Below are 16376 nucleotides of genomic sequence, written 5' to 3' on the forward strand. Positions count from 1 at the left end.
AGTACCAGCGTACGGCCCACAGAATGATGTCACGCTGAAAATGCCGGCCTTTGAATGGGTTCATGTGCAGCTCCATCAGCAAAAGGGGATGATAAGTTTATCACCACCGACTATTTGCAACAGTGCCCCAAAAGATGCCAATATTCTTTCGACTACCTCCCCTCAAAGCCATATCACGTACGTTAATCCTGACTTCATTAAAATCAGTGGTTTCACTGAGGAAGAACTATTAGGCCAGCCTCACAACATCGTAAGACACCCAGATATGCCGCCTGCTGCATTTGAGCATATGTGGAGTACATTAAAATCTGGCCGCTCATGGATGGGGCTAGTAAAAAATCGCTGTAAAAATGGCGACCACTATTGGGTAAGTGCTTATGTAACGCCAATAGCTAAGAATGGTTCGATTGTTGAATACCAGTCTGTAAGGACCAAGCCTGAACCTGAGCAGGTTTTGGCTGCGGAAAAATTATATGCTCAATTGAGAAGCGGGAAGGCCGCGAGGCCGAAATTGGCTGCTAGCTTTTCCGTGAAAATACTCTTGCTCATATGGGGTAGTATTATATCAAGCGCAATGGCTGCCGGCATGCTTACTGATACATCAATAAGCAGCTTATTGTTAGCCACTTTAATGTCAGGAAGCTTAAGCTCTGTTAGTGTTTTGGCTATTCTCTCTCCTCTTGGAAGACTGGTTGAAAGAGCCAGGAATATTTCCAATAACCCATTAAGTCAATCCCTCTACACTGGGCGCACCGATGAGTTTGGCCAAATAGAGTTTGCTTTACGAATGATGCAAGCTGAAACAGGCGCCATAGTAGGTCGCATAGGTGATGCATCAAATCGGCTTAGCGAACACACCCGAGGCCTACTAAAGGATATTGAGTCAAGCAATGTACTTACAGTTGAGCAGCAGGCAGAGACAGATCAAATAGCAACGGCAGTAAACCAAATGGTGGCAAGCATTCAAGAGGTTGCGAGCAATGCACAGCATGCTGCAGATGCGGCCGGAAGAGCAGACACTGAGACGGCATCTGGCCAGCGTCTGGTAGCCCACACAAGCCAGTCAATCACTGCCCTTGAAGGTGAAATTAGGCAAGCCACTCAGGTTATTCATGAGCTTGAAGGTCAAAGTAACGAGATATCAAAAGTTCTTGACGTTATACGAGGGATCGCCGAGCAAACGAATTTGTTGGCACTCAACGCAGCAATTGAGGCCGCGCGTGCTGGTGAGCAGGGGCGTGGTTTTGCTGTTGTCGCCGATGAGGTTCGCAGTCTTGCTGCTCGCACACAGCAATCGACAACGGATATTCAAAGCATGATCAGCGCTCTACAAGAGCGAGCGCAATCCGCTGTTACAGTCATGGAGCAAAGTAGTCGGCAAGCGCACACGAGTGTAGCTCACGCAGAGGAAGCAGCTACAGCTCTTGATGGAATTGGCCAACGCGTTAACGAAATTACCGACATGAACGCGCAAATAGCGACTGCGGTCGAGCAGCAGGGAGCAGTAAGTGAAGACATAAACCGCAGTATTATCAATATACGCGATGCTGCTGATACCAATGTACAGACCGGGCAGAATAATTTGCAAAGTGCGAAATCTGTCGCTCAGTTAACTAGCGCTCTGAGCGAACTGGCAAAACAGTTTTGGGAAAAACGAGGATAACGCTTTTCAGTATCTCGACAGGGATAACTTACTTTACCATCGGTTATCCCTTTTAGCCGCACAAATTTTAGCCATGGCTTTTCAGGAAGTCAGGGCTATCAGAATGGCCTTAGAAAGCCTAGTCAAAGAGCTGTCACGAGAACACCGTTAGCTTAGCGTACGATTTTTTCCGAATTCTGCGGTTCCCCCTCTAACAGAGGGGCTATATAAGCAGCTAGTGCTGTTAATTGAGATAGGGAGTCTTTGGGGTAGTCTGAAAGCAGCTCAGTATGACCCAAAGCCCAAAATTGATGTCGGTGATCATCTACAGCTCTATCAAAGAAGACTAAAGCACCGTGTTTTGGACAATATGGCAAAGCGGGCAAATACCAATCTCGTTGCCAAAAGGCTTCCCCATACCTATTTAGCTGAAGAGCAACGCAATCAGGGCAGTATCTAAAGCGGTTATCGCTCTTAACTCTAGAAGCAGCGACTCCTAGCATTAAATGCACCGCACCTTGCGCTTGGTACTCCATTAACCGAATAGCTTCGTCTCGGCGCTCCTTGCCTACAAACGGAGCATATAAAGGGAATAAGGTATGCTCATAAATAAGCTGCTGAACAGCGTAACGTCCTGTTTGATGTAGATGTCTTGCTATCACACCTAAATGCGAGGGCAGACCTAAGGTAGCGACCACCTTGCGGTTGCCATACACCTCATCCAACAGCTGCTTAGGACTAACAATCCCTTGATAAACGCCTGCCCGTGCAATAGTGCTATAAATCAGCTCATTCGAGTACGGAACAGGAAAGTTTCTCATGGCTAACCTGCTTGTTTAAATAAGCTCGCCATATCCACTATTACCCCTTTCCCTTTTAACCGTTCATGCATGGTTTTTTCAGGTTGGCGTTGTGAATAGATATAACGTAAATCCGTATCAGGCAAGCTATCCCAGTCGCTGGGCTTGACTACCTTTATAGCCGAAACCTTTTTACTCTTGGAGGGCTTTTCTAGTTCTGACACTACCGTTTCGCCTTCCATCAACCACTGCAAAACAAGAGGCAGTAACTTTTGTCTTGTCATCGTTGGATTCTGGCTAAACGCTTTTTTAATAGTGGGAATTAACAGGCTTGAATCGTAATCCTCTTTCAGCATCAGATATAAATGACGCTGATCTTCGGTATCTAACTCTTGAAGGGCTTTTTCTTCTGGTGTTTGTTCTTGTATCGCTGCGATATCTAGCTGAAGTTGGATTAACCGTTTATCAATCTCGGGAACGACTAGATCAGAATAACGAGCAATGCGTTCTGGGATACCCGAGCGTAATGCCTCTAGCATGGGGTGCACAGGCTTTAACTCATCTTGATACACTTGCCGCAATAAACCAGCGGTAATACGCTCATTGCCTAAAGCTAGCGCACGGAGCTGAGCGAGTACAAAAAGTTTTACTACAATGTCCATCACTCCTTGGCTTAGCTCATACCACACATCACGGACCTCATCCGATAACAGCGCATCTTTGCGTTGTAAAAGCTGTAATTGCCAAAGATTATCCGTAAAAGCGATCCACTCTTGATTGGGCTTTCCACGTTGCGTTTGTTGTATAGGATCCCAGAATATAGCTCCAAACCCTGCCCCTCTACGTGCAGACCGCAAATCAGCCTCAAAAATCTCTCGTGCTTTAGGGGTACCAATCAACATCACTGGTACGCCAATAATATTCACCATCGTCACAAAAAAGTTCAGCATCTCTTGAGATCCACCCGAACGAGAGCGGCTTAAATGCTGAATTTCATCAATAACCAACAACCCTAAAGCATGTGCATTGGCTATTTGCGACATCAAAGCCAACATGGTTTCTATACCATGACGTTTTAAGCCATAACGACGCTCATAGTTCGAGCCCAAGGCTCGATCCAACGCTCTGAAAAAATTCAAGCAGATTTCTTTTAGCGAACCATTATGCGAGCAGTCTATTTTCAAATACACCACCTGCTCTACATTGAGTTCACGATGGTAAATCACCTGAGGATACGTGGCTAGAATACGATGAAGAGAGGTCGTCTTCCCACTACCAGAACAACCAATTAACAATAAGCTTTGTGCCGTAGATCGTGCCTCCTCAAAGCGAAATGTCTCCAACTCTCCCGTTTGAACACGCTCATAACCATTTTGTAAATGCTTTTGTAAATCTCCTGTTTTAGGATTTCTGCCTACGTAGCCACCTCGAATCATGACCGAAATACGCTCACTTAGTAGCAAATGCGTACCTAATGGCTGAAAATAGTCATCTGGAATACGACAAATGGTATGAGCTCTGATAACACGGGACTTTTGCAAGTCAGAGGAAGTAAGCTGTAAAGAGGATTTCAGTGATGCAGCACTATTCACTGACTCTTGTAATGGTGGTAAGGCCTCGATAAAAGGATTATCACGATAAGCCTCTACCCCCGTATCACGATAAACTGCTTGAATCCGGGTAGCACTCATGACTCATCCTTTTCTGGTGGATCCTGAAATAATTCAGGCACGTATGTGGGTAGGCTGTAATCTTCTTGATCATCCGCTTCCACTGCGTTGAAAGGAATAACTTTAGCCTCATCACCTGAAGAGCTTGGCTTCAAATGCTCCGCACGTTTTTTACGCTCCGAGGTCACGGCTTCTTTTTTATTAGTTTTAATCTGCTTAATGCGTGTTGATTTGGGCTCAGTAGTACTGGGCGTTAACTTATTCGCTTTCTGAATGGTTTGCTGAATAAACGCCTCAAGCTCCCTGCGTTTAGTTAACTCATCCTGCTTCGCATTGGCTTTATTGTGTTTTTCTTGTGCTTGTATATCCCAAACCTCCCAAAATGAGAGACCTTTAAACTGCCGACTACGTTCCGTCAGATTACAGCGCCAAAATACACGGCTGCCAACTTGCGGAAACAAATAAATCGTATCAACCAGCACTGGGTCATAAGCCGCTTCTAAATGTTGAGGTCTAGCTATATCAGTGCTCCGCTGCAACCAACCCTCACGCAGAATCTCTGACCCCGAGTAATACAAACCCCACAAATTAACGCCAAATGAAGAAATAGAGACCTTTCGGCGAGGCAGTAACGCTACTCGCAACTGCTCTTGCTCCACAGCCCTTAAACTACCTGTACGATGCTGCATACCCCATTGCCATAGCTGGACAGGAATAGACGGTAAATCTGTAGGAAAATCAGCATCTCGATCGTATTTATCCATCACCAGATGGTTATTTCTGAATAAGATCGTACGCAAAATAATTTGTGTGAACTCAAATACCGACAGAGATGCATCTAACCTATAGTCTGTTTCACCATGGCTTTTGATCCGACTGCCCTCTACAATGCCAGGTGCAAAGGACTTAAACTCGGCTTGTAGTGTTCTAAAAGTGCTTTCCACTATGCCTTTAGCATCGCCACGTCTAGGTGGAGCACTTTCCACTCGCACATTAAAACTAGAAACTAAGGCTTCGACCTGATGACTCATTAATTCGCCACGGTCCGCTAGCAACACATCTGGCAAACCTACACACGGCCAGTCTGAGCTACTAATCTCAATATCATGCTGGGCACAAATGGCCGTTTTGTCAGAGCAAGCATTTACAAAAGCCTGCATCGCCACCACATAAGACGGATTTTCAAAGCCGATATAAAAGCCCGTGATCATCCGACTAAACACATCAATCACAATGTAAAGCGTTGGTCTTCCTATGATTTTTTGGCGATCATGATGATCCACTAAATAAATATCAGCAATCGTGGCATCAATCTCATAACGACTCCCAGGGCCTAACGCCTGAGAAGTGGCTGTACTACTTAAGGGTCGTACGTCTTTTTTATATACCCCTGCTTTAACTCTAGACTTTAAGCGCTGAGCTTTAGGGTATTCTCGATCATAAAAATAACGAAACTGACGTAGTGTTGGGTAATCCTCTTGGGGAATGCGAGGAAAATACTGAGCAAACAAGTCCACAAATCGTCTATAGGCAACGGTGGTCTTTGTACCTTTTTGATTTAACAGGTGCTTTTCTATGGTCAACCTAAAAAGGCGTTCAATCTCGGGCGTTACCTTGGTTCCTTCACCCTTACCATATTCTCTGGCTCGGCCAATCTTTGCTGTTCCTGTCGCTGAACGTCTTTCCCCTGGTGCACCGCTGTTTTTGTAGTCAGGAATTAATGCATTAGGCGTTTGACCACGCTGCCAGTAACGGCGTAACAACTTATAAACTGTAGCCTTAGTAACCTTATGTTCTTGGACCACATGCTCAACGAGTTCGCTTCTGACTTTAGGGTCGAAACGATCCTTACTATTAATAATAGGAAGAATTTTTCGATAATCCTCCTCGCGCTTCTGGAAGCTGACAGAATCTACAGACGGCTCTTCTAAATCAAGATGTACATAAGGGTCATCAGTTCTAACTAAGCGGCCTTCATCTAAATACTGCATTAGCAACAACTCAGCCCTAGCTTGTGGAACTCCTTTATCAGCGCTTATTTGCATCCAGACAACTTGGCCATCCTCTATAGCCAAAATGCGATACGGATCATTATCAAATAGCACAACCTCATTAATTTGCCACATAGCGCAACTCCTCCATATTCACTACTTGGCTAATACAGAGATCTGCACACTTATTTGCCCTGAAAGACTTATAAATATTGAACTTAATAAAACCATTTGCGGTTAAGGCTCGTATCTCACTCAATGTTTTGCCTAACTCCAAATCATAAGCAATATCAACCTGCTTACAGACATTGATAATGTTTTCATCTCCTTTTTCTTGCAGGATATGGGCCAATGGGGATAGTTGTGCTAAAAGCTCCGCAGAAACTTCTTCTGTTTTCACTGAATAAAGCCATTCAATATTTTCTTTTACTACGGGATTTATTTCTTTATCAGTAAAAATGAACCAAGGAATTTGCTTTTGCTGCCAATAGCGACGCTCTAGTTCTAGTTTTTCTAAGGTACGCTCGTCTTGTAAGGCTGCTGCAGGTTTGACTTGAATAGCAAACTGCTCAAAAGGACCATCTTTGCAGTCCACTAAAAAATCAGTAGACATAACCTGATCTACACCACGAATAACAGGATGCTTAATACCACTATCTATTGCAATCTGCCTGGTATCACTAGGTAATAAGGGGAACTGCTCGCGTATATCTAGCACGCTGCTCTCCCACTCAAGACTGAGAAAAACAGCAAGCTCTAAGTCAGATAGCAAATGATGGACTCGTCCCGTCTTATGAGAATAAATACGGTGGGAACGACCTGAAGAAGGAACTTCTTGTACTGTTAGCCATGGAATATAGTCTTTACCATGCCCTTGGCCACGCCCCTCTTTAATACGACGGGCAATTTGCACTTCAGAAAATGAAGAGTTTGCTTTAGCCATAACAAAAGTCCAGTATGCTTTTTCACAGCATAACTGGACTGATTTCAGTTTACAACTATTCTGTCTAGTTTAAGACTTTATTGTCATAGTTTAGATCTATTTTGTTCAGTTTAAGACTTTATTGTCCGCCCACAAAATTATTTATAAAAAACTAATTTTTATTCAACCGTAACCGATTTTGCAAGATTACGAGGTTGGTCTACGTCTGTGCCTTTAATTAAAGCAACATGATAAGACAACAACTGTAATGGTACTGTATAGAAAATAGGTGCGATAAGTTCTTCAACATGAGGTAACGAAATTAACTTCATCGTTTCGTTTTCTTCAAAACCTGCATCTTGATCAGCAAACACATACAGTAAACCACCACGTGCTCGAACTTCTTCGATATTAGATTTTAATTTCTCTAATAATTCATTGTTTGGCGCGATGATGATAACAGGCATATCTGCATCAATTAATGCTAATGGGCCATGTTTTAATTCACCAGCAGCATACGCTTCTGCATGAATATAAGAGATCTCTTTTAGCTTTAATGCACCTTCTACTGCAATTGGGTATTGATCACCACGACCTAAGAATAAAGCATGGCTTTTTTCTGAGAAGTCTTCAGCTAATGCCTCAATTACTTTATCTTTCGATAACATGCTTTCAATACGGCTTGGCAATGCATGTAATGCTGTTGAAACTTCCTGTTCTAATGTCACGACACCTTTAATACGTCCCATATATGCCACCAGCATTAATAGAACGGTTAGCTGTGTTGTAAATGCTTTGGTTGATGCAACACCAATTTCAGCACCAGCTTTAGTCATTAAAACAAATTCAGACTCACGAACTAAAGAAGAGCCCGCAACGTTACAAATTGCTAAAGAAGATAAATAACCCAACTCTTTAGATAAACGTAACGCAGCTAACGTATCTGCGGTTTCACCTGATTGAGATAATGTGATCAGTAAGCTATTACGGCGAGTTGCTGGTTTGCGGTAGCGATATTCTGATGCAATTTCAACATCACAAGGAATACCTGCTAAAGATTCAAACCAATAACGAGAAACCATACCTGCGTTATAAGAAGTCCCGCAGGCTACAATTTGAATATGTTCAACTTTAGATAAGACCTCTTCAGCTTTAGGCCCTAACTCACTGAGATCGATAGTTTCTGATTTTAAACGACCTTCAAGGGTGTTTTTGATCGCCAGAGGTTGTTCATAGATCTCTTTTTGCATGTAGTGACGGTAAACACCTTTATCACCCGCATCGTATTGAACATTTGATTCAATCGTATCACGATTAACTTCATTGCCATTCACATCAAAAATATGAACGTGACGACGAGTAATTTCAACAATATCCCCTTCTTCAAGGTAGATAAAGCGACGGGTAACAGGTAATAGAGCCAATTGGTCAGAAGCAAGGAAGTTTTCACCTACACCAAGACCTACCACCAGCGGACTACCAGAACGAGCAGCCACTAATAACTCAGGTGTACGGCTATCCATAATAACGGTACCGTAAGCACCGCGTAATTGAGGAATAACGCGTTGTACAACTTCACGTAATGTACCACCTTGACGCTGTTCCCAGTTAACAAGGTGAGCAATTACTTCAGTGTCAGTTTGAGAGGCAAACTGATACCCTTTTTTAATTAATTCTGCTTTCAGTTCTTGGTAGTTTTCGATAATGCCATTATGTACAACCGCAATCGTACCTGATACATGAGGATGCGCATTATCTTCACAAGGTTCACCATGTGTTGCCCAACGTGTATGAGCAATACCTGTCCCACCAATCACTTGTGTCTTTTCTGCTTCATCAGCCAACATTTGTACTTTGCCAGCTTCACGCAGACGTGTCATTTTGCAATCATTATCCACAACCGCTAAACCCGCAGAATCATAACCGCGGTATTCTAAACGACGTAAGCCTTCAATTAAGATTTCAGCGATATCGCGTTGTGCAACTGCACCTACTATTCCACACATTGTGTTATTCCTAAAACTGTGCGTTTATTCGCACTTGGATGTCTTATACCTGATTGGTTTATTCCCCAAGCCATTGTAGAAAGCGGGGATATTTTTTGTTTTTAGAATAATAGCGTACAAGAAAAGGGCGCTAATTAAATATACGCCCTCCTCTTAAAATTATTGTTTTTTCTTCACTGGACGTTTCCATCCACTGATATGAGTTTGCTTAACTCGACTGATCACCAGTTCATTTTCATTCACGTTTTTAGTGAGTGTTGTTCCGGCGCCAATAGTTGCACCATTGGCAACGGTCACTGGTGCAACTAATTGAGTATCTGAGCCAATAAAAACATCATCACCTATAATGGTTTTGAATTTATTCGCACCATCGTAGTTACAAGTGATAGTACCTGCACCAATATTAACGTTAGCACCTACTTCAGTATCGCCTAAGTAAGTCAGATGACCAGCTTTAGAGCCAACACCTAAACTTGCTTTTTTCATCTCAACAAAATTACCAACGTGTGCTTTATCCGCTAATTTACTACCAGGGCGAAGACGTGCAAAAGGCCCAACAGTACACTCTTGTGCTAAGTTTGCATCCTCGATCACCGTATATGGGCTAATGATAGAATTATCACCAATCACACAGTTTTTCAGGACACAACCTGTACCAATTTCAACGTTATTCCCTAAAGTCACATCACCTTCAATAATAACGTTAGTATCAATCACGACATCTTTACCGTGAGTTAATGTGCCACGTAAATCAAAGCGCGCAGGATCAAGCAACATAACGCCTTCTAATAATAAACGTTCTGCTTGTTCTGTTTGGTAAATACGTTCTAATGCAGCCAGTTGTAAACGGTTATTCACGCCTTCCATTTCACTATGACGACGAGGATGAGCCGTTTCAATTTTACGACCTTCTTTATACGCTAATGCGATAATGTCAGTAATGTAATACTCTTTTTGTGCATTGTTATTATTGAGTTTACCTAACCAACGTTTTAAATCACCACCGTTCGCAACTAAAATACCCGTGTTGATTTCAGTAATTTTGAGTTGTTCTTCAGAAGCATCTTTTTGCTCGATAATGCCAGTTACTTCGCCATTTTCACGAACAATACGGCCATAACCCGTTGGGTTATCTAAAATAACCGTTAATAAGCCAATTCCGCCTTCTGGTTTTACTTCAATTAAACGCTCTAACGTTTCTTTGGTGATAAGTGGAACATCACCATAGAGCATCAGGATATCTTCATCATCAGCAAAGAAAGGCGCAGCTTGTTGCATTGCGTGACCTGTTCCTAGTTGCTCTGCTTGTAGTACCCAATTAACAGGTTGTGAACCTAATTTTTCTTTCATTAGTTCACCACCATGCCCATAGACAAGGTGTGTTTGTTGAGCACCTAATGACTTGGCAGTATCAATCACATGTTGAACCATGGATTTACCCGCAAGTTTATGAAGAACTTTAGGTAACTGTGAATACATGCGGGTGCCTTTTCCCGCAGCAAGAATAACAACGCTTTTAGCTGAATTAGACATAATTAACCCGATAACTCCCGTAAAGAATGGCAAGTAAACCTGTTTATGCCAAATAATACTACATATTTCGTCACACAAAATATTTCATGACGCAAAAAAGCCAGTTAGCTAAGAACCAACTGGCTTTTTTATTCATAGACTGCCTATTTACATCAACGTCGAGTCAATTCGATTACACGTAGTTTTGCAATCGCTTTGGCTAATTCTGCTGATGCTTGAGCATAATCAACATCACCATGAGAGGATTGAATGTGTTCTTCAGCTTTACGCTTAGATTCCAACGCTTTCGCTTCATCCAAATCACGACCACGGATAGCTGTATCTGCCAGTACAATGACGCCAGTCGGCTGAACTTCGAGAATACCACCTGAAAGGTAGATAACCTCTTCTTCGCCCGATGTTTTTACGACACGTACCATGCCCGGTTTTATGGCAGTTAATAACGGGGTATGCTGCGGATAAATACCGAGCTCACCTTCGCTACCAGTTACCTGAATTCGTTTGACTTCGCCGTCATATAACTGCTTTTCAGCGCTGACAACTTTCAGGTGGAACGATGTATCGGCCATATCAACCTCCCGTCAGCCGTATTAAAGCTTCTTAGCTTTTTCTACTGCTTCTTCGATAGTACCAACCATGTAGAACGCCTGCTCTGGCAGGTGGTCATAATCACCGTTCAGAATACCTTTAAAGCCACGGATAGTGTCTTTCAGGGAAACGAACTTACCTGGTGAACCGGTAAATACTTCAGCAACGAAGAATGGCTGAGATAGGAAGCGCTGGATCTTACGCGCACGCGCAACAACCAGTTTATCTTCTTCTGACAGTTCATCCATACCTAAGATAGCGATGATGTCTTTCAGTTCCTGATAACGTTGCAGGATAGACTGAACACCACGAGCAACATCATAGTGCTCTTGGCCAACTACCAGTGGGTCTAACTGACGACTGGTTGAATCCAGTGGGTCAACCGCAGGGTAGATACCTAATGAAGCAATTTGACGGCTCAGTACAACGGTCGCATCTAAGTGAGCAAACGTTGTTGCTGGTGATGGGTCAGTTAAGTCATCCGCAGGTACGTATACAGCCTGTACAGAGGTGATTGAACCCGTTTTGGTTGAAGTGATACGTTCTTGCAGAACACCCATCTCTTCAGCCAATGTTGGCTGGTAACCTACCGCTGATGGCATACGACCTAACAGTGCTGATACTTCAGTACCTGCTAAGGTGTAACGATAGATGTTATCGACGAATAACAGTACGTCACGGCCTTCATCACGGAATTTTTCAGCCATAGTCAGACCAGTCAGTGCTACACGCAGACGGTTTCCTGGTGGCTCATTCATCTGACCATAAACTAACGATACTTTGTCAAGAACGTTAGAATCTGTCATTTCATGATAGAAGTCGTTACCCTCACGAGTACGCTCACCAACACCAGCAAATACAGAGTAACCTGAGTGCTCGATCGCAATGTTACGGATCAATTCCATCATGTTAACTGTTTTACCAACACCCGCACCACCGAACAGACCTACTTTACCACCTTTAGCGAACGGACAGATTAAGTCCATTACTTTGATACCGGTTTCAAGCAGTTCTTGTGAGTTTGATAACTCTTCGTAGGTAGGTGCTTCACGGTGGATAGACCAACGCTCTTCAGTTGCAATATCACCTTTCATATCGATAGGTGTACCCAGAACGTTCATGATACGTCCCAGTGTTGCTTTACCTACTGGTACTTCAATTGGGTGGCCCAAGTTTTCAACTTTTAAGCCACGGCTTAAACCGTCTGATGTACCCATTGCGATACAACGAACGATACCACCGCCTAACTGTTGCTGAACTTCCAGCACCAGTTTTTCTTTACCATTCATAACCTCAAGAGCGTCGTATACTTTAGGGACGCTATCCTGAGGGAACTCGGCGTCCACTACGGCGCCGATTACCTGGACAATCTTTCCAGTAGCCATCTTGAATCCTCTACGTAATTCGTAAACCTAGCTGTTATACCGCGGCTGCACCAGACACAATTTCTGTAAGTTCCTGAGTAATGCTTGCTTGGCGTGCTTTGTTGTACACCAATTGCAGTTCTTTAATCAGGTTACCACCGTTATCTGTAGCGGCTTTCATCGCGACCATTCGGGCGGCCTGCTCACTCGCTAAGTTCTCTACGACGCTCTGGTAAACCTGCGATTCGATATAACGACGCAGTAAAGTATCCAGTAACGCCTTAGGATCAGGTTCGTACAGATAATCCCAAGATTTTTCTTTCAGCTCTTCATCATCACCTGGTGGTAATGGTAAAACCTGAAGAATTTTAGGCTCTTGAGCCATGGTATTGATGAACTTATTTGCCACCACATACAGTTTATCTAAACGACCTTCGTCATAAGCCTGCAACATGATATTGACTGGACCGATAAGGTCTGACAGTTTTGGATCATCACCCATACCAGTTACTTGACCAACAACATTCCCGCCAACTGAGCCAAAGAATGAAGCGGCTTTAGAACCGATTAGTGCTAAATCTACCTGCACACCTTTTTCAGACCACTCTTTCATGTCTGCCAGCAGTTTTTTGAACAAGTTAATGTTCAAACCACCACACAAACCACGGTCGGTCGAAACAACCAGGTACCCGACACGTTTAACTTCACGCTCTTCGAGGTATGGATGTTTGTATTCCAGATTCCCTAACGCAAGGTGACCAATCACACTGCGCATGGTTTCTGCATAAGGACGGCTGGCTGCCATGCGTTCCTGCGTTTTACGCATTTTCGACGCGGCGACCATCTCCATCGCTTTAGTGATCTTCTGTGTGTTTTGCACACTGGCGATCTTCGAACGTATCTCTTTTGCGCCGGCCATTTCTGCTTCTCCTCATGAACCAGACGGCCTAATGTTTAACTATTAGGCCGAATAGTTATTACCAGGACTGAGTCGCTTTGAAGTTTTCTAGCACGCCTTTCAGCTTAGCTTCGATTTCTTCGTTATAAGTACCAGTCTGGTTGATTTCTTTCAATAAATCAGCATGTTCACGAGAGGCATAAGCTAATAAAGCCGCTTCAAATGGCACAACTTTTGAAATTTCAACATCTTCCAGATAACCACGTTCTGCGGCATACAGTGATAAAGACTGTTGTGCGACAGACATTGGTTCGTACTGTTTCTGTTTCAGCAATTCAGTCACTTTCTGACCGTGGTTCAATTGTTTACGGGTAGCATCGTCCAGATCTGAAGCGAACTGTGAGAATGCTGCCAGCTCACGATACTGCGCAAGTGCAGTACGGATACCACCAGAAAGTTTCTTCATGATCTTAGTCTGAGCTGCACCACCAACACGAGATACGGAGATCCCTGGGTTAACAGCTGGACGGATACCTGCGTTAAACAGGTTAGATTCTAAGAAGATCTGACCATCGGTAATAGAGATTACGTTCGTAGGAACGAATGCAGAAACGTCCCCTGCTTGCGTTTCGATAATTGGTAACGCAGTCAGAGAGCCGGTTTTACCTTTAACTTCACCATTAGTGAAAGCTTCTACATACTCAGCATTAACGCGAGCAGCACGCTCCAGTAAACGGGAGTGCAGATAGAAAACGTCACCAGGATATGCTTCACGTCCAGGTGGACGACGAAGTAGCAGTGAAATTTGACGGTATGCGACAGCCTGTTTAGACAGGTCATCATAAATAATCAGGGCATCTTCACCACGGTCACGGAAGTATTCACCCATTGCGCAACCTGAATAAGGAGCTAGGTATTGCAGCGCTGCTGATTCTGATGCAGAAGCAACAACAACAATGGTGTTTTCTAACGCGCCATGTTCTTCTAATTTACGAACAACGTTCGAAATAGTAGAGGCTTTCTGACCGATAGCGACATAGATACATTTAATGCCAGAATCGCGTTGGTTGATGATCGCATCGACAGCCAGAGCAGTTTTACCTGTTTGACGGTCACCGATGATCAATTCACGCTGACCACGACCGATTGGGATCATGGCATCGACGGATTTGTAACCTGTTTGTACAGGCTGATCAACTGATTGACGGTCGATAACACCAGGAGCAATCATCTCAACAGGTGAGAATCCATCATGCTCTACTGCACCTTTACCATCAATCGGCTCACCCAGTGTATTTACCACACGGCCAAGCAGACCACGCCCTACAGGTACTTCCAGAATACGACCTGTACATTTAACTTTCATGCCTTCTGCTAAGTCAGCATAAGGACCCATCACAACCGCACCAACAGAGTCGCGCTCTAAGTTTAGTGCGATAGCGAAACGGTTACCCGGCAGTGCGATCATCTCACCCTGCATAACTTCGGCTAAACCGTGGATACGAATGATACCGTCACTAACGGATACAATCGTACCTTCATTGTGAGCTTCACTCACTACATTGAACTGAGCAATGCGCTGCTTGATCAGTTCGCTGATTTCAGTGGAATTCAGTTGCATATGCTCCAGTCCCCTTAAGACTGCAAGACGTCTGTTAATCGCTCTAAACGGCCACGAATACTGCCATCGATGACGAGGTCACCGGCGCGTATAATCATGCCTGCGATAACAGACTTATCAATTTTGCAATTCAGCTTCACTTTGCGTGATAGACGTTTTTCCATCGCTGCAGAAATGTTAGCTAGCTGCTGTTTAGTTAGCTCAATGGCAGAAGTTACTTCAACGTCAACCGTTGACTCTAGTACTGCGCGCAATTGAATAAATTGGCTCAATACTTCAGGCAACGTTGATAAACGGCCATTATCAGCCATAACACGAATTAAATTCTGAGCATGACCATCTAATTGTTCGCCACAAAGGTCGACAAAGATGTCAGCCAGTTTTTCTGATGCTAAAGAACCAGAAAGTAATTCGGTTACCTGCTCATTGCGTGCTACTTCAGCGGTGAACGCCAGCATAACCTGCCATTTATCGACAGCCTGGTTTTCCACAGCAAAGTCAAAAGCTGCTTTGGCGTAGGGGCGAGCTACCGTTGCTATTTCAGACATGCCCCTCCCTCCTTACAGTTCAGCGACCAGTTTATCAACGATGTCGCTATTAGCAGCTTCATCCACGGAACGTTCAATAATTTTCTCGGCACCTGCGATAGCCAGCATTGCGACTTGTTTACGAAGTTCTTCACGAGCACGTTTACGCTCTGCATCCAATTCGGATTGAGCTTGTGCAACGATCTTACTACGTTCTTGCTCTGCTTCTGCTTTAGCGTCTTCAATCATTTGAGTGCGTTGTTTATTCGCGGATTCAATGATTGCTTGAGCTTCTGCTTTTGCTTTCGCTAGCTGATCGCCTGCATCGGCTTTCGCTAAATCTAAGTCCTTTTTAGCACGTTCTGCAGATGATAAACCGTCAGCAATTTCTTTTTGACGTTTTTCAATGGCCGCCATAATTGGTGGCCATACGAATTTCATACAGAACAAAACAAACAGGACAAATGCGACGGCCTGGCCGAGGATTGTTGCATTTAAATTCACAGCACAATACCTCTTTCTTGGTTATTAACTAACTTGATGCTTTTACTGCTCATTGCCATCATTAGGCAACAGCAAACATCACGTAAAGGCCCAGACCCACAGCAATCATTGGGATGGCGTCAACCAGACCCATAACGATAAAGAACTGTGTACGCAGAAGAGGGATCAGATCAGGCTGACGAGCAGCACCTTCTAAAAATTTGCCTCCGAGGATTCCGATACCGATTGCAGCACCGATTGCAGCTAAACCCATCATAATAGCGGCAGCCATGTACAGCAGATCCATACTCAGGTTTTCCATGACAGTCTC

14 protein-coding genes are annotated in these 16376 nt (G+C 43.8%); 1 reads left to right on the top strand and 13 read right to left on the bottom strand.

Features of this window, described 5'->3' with window-relative positions; all coding sequences use genetic code 11:
• Positions 1-40: 40 nt before the first annotated feature.
• Positions 41-1663 carry a methyl-accepting chemotaxis protein gene (locus NBG71_RS18010; protein ID WP_223672924.1) on the top strand — a complete coding sequence of 541 codons (1623 nt, stop codon included), beginning with the start codon at positions 41-43 and terminating at the stop codon, positions 1661-1663.
• A 152-nt stretch (positions 1664-1815) separates the two neighbouring features.
• Here the strand turns inward: NBG71_RS18010 and NBG71_RS18015 are convergent, their stop codons facing one another.
• From NBG71_RS18015 to atpE, 13 genes are all read right to left on the bottom strand, one after another.
• On the bottom strand, positions 1816-2463 hold the full coding sequence (locus tag NBG71_RS18015) for a TniQ family protein (protein WP_425288178.1): 648 nt from the start codon (positions 2461-2463) through the stop codon (positions 1816-1818).
• Between the two features lie 2 nt (positions 2464-2465).
• Positions 2466-4133 (bottom strand): AAA family ATPase, encoded by a 1668-nt coding sequence (locus NBG71_RS18020; protein WP_001276994.1) that lies wholly within the window; start codon positions 4131-4133, stop codon positions 2466-2468.
• Complete coding sequence (locus NBG71_RS18025) at positions 4130-6238, bottom strand: TnsB C-terminal domain-containing protein (RefSeq protein WP_000267723.1); 2109 nt, start codon at positions 6236-6238, stop codon at positions 4130-4132. The genes NBG71_RS18020 and NBG71_RS18025 overlap by 4 nt, the downstream gene beginning before the upstream one ends.
• Complete coding sequence (locus tag NBG71_RS18030; protein ID WP_001029679.1) at positions 6225-7046, bottom strand: TnsA endonuclease N-terminal domain-containing protein; 822 nt, start codon at positions 7044-7046, stop codon at positions 6225-6227. Before NBG71_RS18030 ends, NBG71_RS18025 begins: the two co-directional genes overlap by 14 nt.
• Before the next feature lie 158 nt (positions 7047-7204).
• Complete coding sequence (gene glmS, locus NBG71_RS18035; RefSeq protein WP_099659559.1) at positions 7205-9031, bottom strand: glutamine--fructose-6-phosphate transaminase (isomerizing); 1827 nt, start codon at positions 9029-9031, stop codon at positions 7205-7207.
• A 159-nt stretch (positions 9032-9190) separates the two neighbouring features.
• A complete protein-coding gene (gene glmU, locus NBG71_RS18040; protein WP_075673965.1) occupies positions 9191-10564 on the bottom strand; it encodes a bifunctional UDP-N-acetylglucosamine diphosphorylase/glucosamine-1-phosphate N-acetyltransferase GlmU in 1374 nt (457 codons plus the stop codon).
• 152 nt (positions 10565-10716) lie between these two features.
• On the bottom strand, positions 10717-11133 hold the full coding sequence (locus NBG71_RS18045) for a F0F1 ATP synthase subunit epsilon (protein ID WP_006534340.1): 417 nt from the start codon (positions 11131-11133) through the stop codon (positions 10717-10719).
• Between the two features lie 21 nt (positions 11134-11154).
• Complete coding sequence (gene atpD / locus NBG71_RS18050) at positions 11155-12537, bottom strand: F0F1 ATP synthase subunit beta (RefSeq protein ID WP_023583323.1); 1383 nt, start codon at positions 12535-12537, stop codon at positions 11155-11157.
• Between the two features lie 34 nt (positions 12538-12571).
• Entirely contained in the window at positions 12572-13435 is an 864-nt protein-coding gene (gene atpG, locus NBG71_RS18055; RefSeq protein ID WP_006534342.1) for a F0F1 ATP synthase subunit gamma, read from the bottom strand.
• 58 nt (positions 13436-13493) lie between these two features.
• Entirely contained in the window at positions 13494-15035 is a 1542-nt protein-coding gene (gene atpA, locus NBG71_RS18060) for a F0F1 ATP synthase subunit alpha (RefSeq protein ID WP_075673966.1), read from the bottom strand.
• A 14-nt stretch (positions 15036-15049) separates the two neighbouring features.
• Positions 15050-15583, bottom strand: a complete 534-nt coding sequence (gene atpH / locus NBG71_RS18065; protein ID WP_006534344.1) for a F0F1 ATP synthase subunit delta — start codon at positions 15581-15583, stop codon at positions 15050-15052.
• Positions 15584-15595: 12 nt separating this feature from the next.
• On the bottom strand, positions 15596-16066 hold the full coding sequence (atpF, locus tag NBG71_RS18070) for a F0F1 ATP synthase subunit B (protein WP_036914499.1): 471 nt from the start codon (positions 16064-16066) through the stop codon (positions 15596-15598).
• Positions 16067-16127: 61 nt separating this feature from the next.
• Positions 16128-16367 (bottom strand): F0F1 ATP synthase subunit C, encoded by a 240-nt coding sequence (gene atpE / locus NBG71_RS18075; RefSeq protein WP_004246596.1) that lies wholly within the window; start codon positions 16365-16367, stop codon positions 16128-16130.
• Between the last annotated feature and the right edge of the window lie 9 nt (positions 16368-16376).

The organism is Proteus sp. FZP2095, assembly GCF_023701425.1.
Classification (GTDB): domain Bacteria; phylum Pseudomonadota; class Gammaproteobacteria; order Enterobacterales; family Enterobacteriaceae; genus Proteus; species Proteus cibarius.

Coding starts and splice junctions, on each gene's coding strand:
- NBG71_RS18025 (WP_000267723.1), bottom strand. CDS start 6,238: ATGTGGCAAATTAATGAGGTTGTGCTATTTGATAATGATCCGTATCGC.
- atpA (WP_075673966.1), bottom strand. CDS start 15,035: ATGCAACTGAATTCCACTGAAATCAGCGAACTGATCAAGCAGCGCATT.
- atpG (WP_006534342.1), bottom strand. CDS start 13,435: ATGGCCGGCGCAAAAGAGATACGTTCGAAGATCGCCAGTGTGCAAAAC.
- NBG71_RS18030 (WP_001029679.1), bottom strand. CDS start 7,046: ATGGCTAAAGCAAACTCTTCATTTTCTGAAGTGCAAATTGCCCGTCGT.
- NBG71_RS18010 (WP_223672924.1), top strand. CDS start 41: ATGCCGGCCTTTGAATGGGTTCATGTGCAGCTCCATCAGCAAAAGGGG.
- atpE (WP_004246596.1), bottom strand. CDS start 16,367: ATGGAAAACCTGAGTATGGATCTGCTGTACATGGCTGCCGCTATTATG.
- glmS (WP_099659559.1), bottom strand. CDS start 9,031: ATGTGTGGAATAGTAGGTGCAGTTGCACAACGCGATATCGCTGAAATC.
- NBG71_RS18015 (WP_425288178.1), bottom strand. CDS start 2,463: ATGAGAAACTTTCCTGTTCCGTACTCGAATGAGCTGATTTATAGCACT.
- atpH (WP_006534344.1), bottom strand. CDS start 15,583: ATGTCTGAAATAGCAACGGTAGCTCGCCCCTACGCCAAAGCAGCTTTT.
- NBG71_RS18045 (WP_006534340.1), bottom strand. CDS start 11,133: ATGGCCGATACATCGTTCCACCTGAAAGTTGTCAGCGCTGAAAAGCAG.
- atpD (WP_023583323.1), bottom strand. CDS start 12,537: ATGGCTACTGGAAAGATTGTCCAGGTAATCGGCGCCGTAGTGGACGCC.
- NBG71_RS18020 (WP_001276994.1), bottom strand. CDS start 4,133: ATGAGTGCTACCCGGATTCAAGCAGTTTATCGTGATACGGGGGTAGAG.
- glmU (WP_075673965.1), bottom strand. CDS start 10,564: ATGTCTAATTCAGCTAAAAGCGTTGTTATTCTTGCTGCGGGAAAAGGC.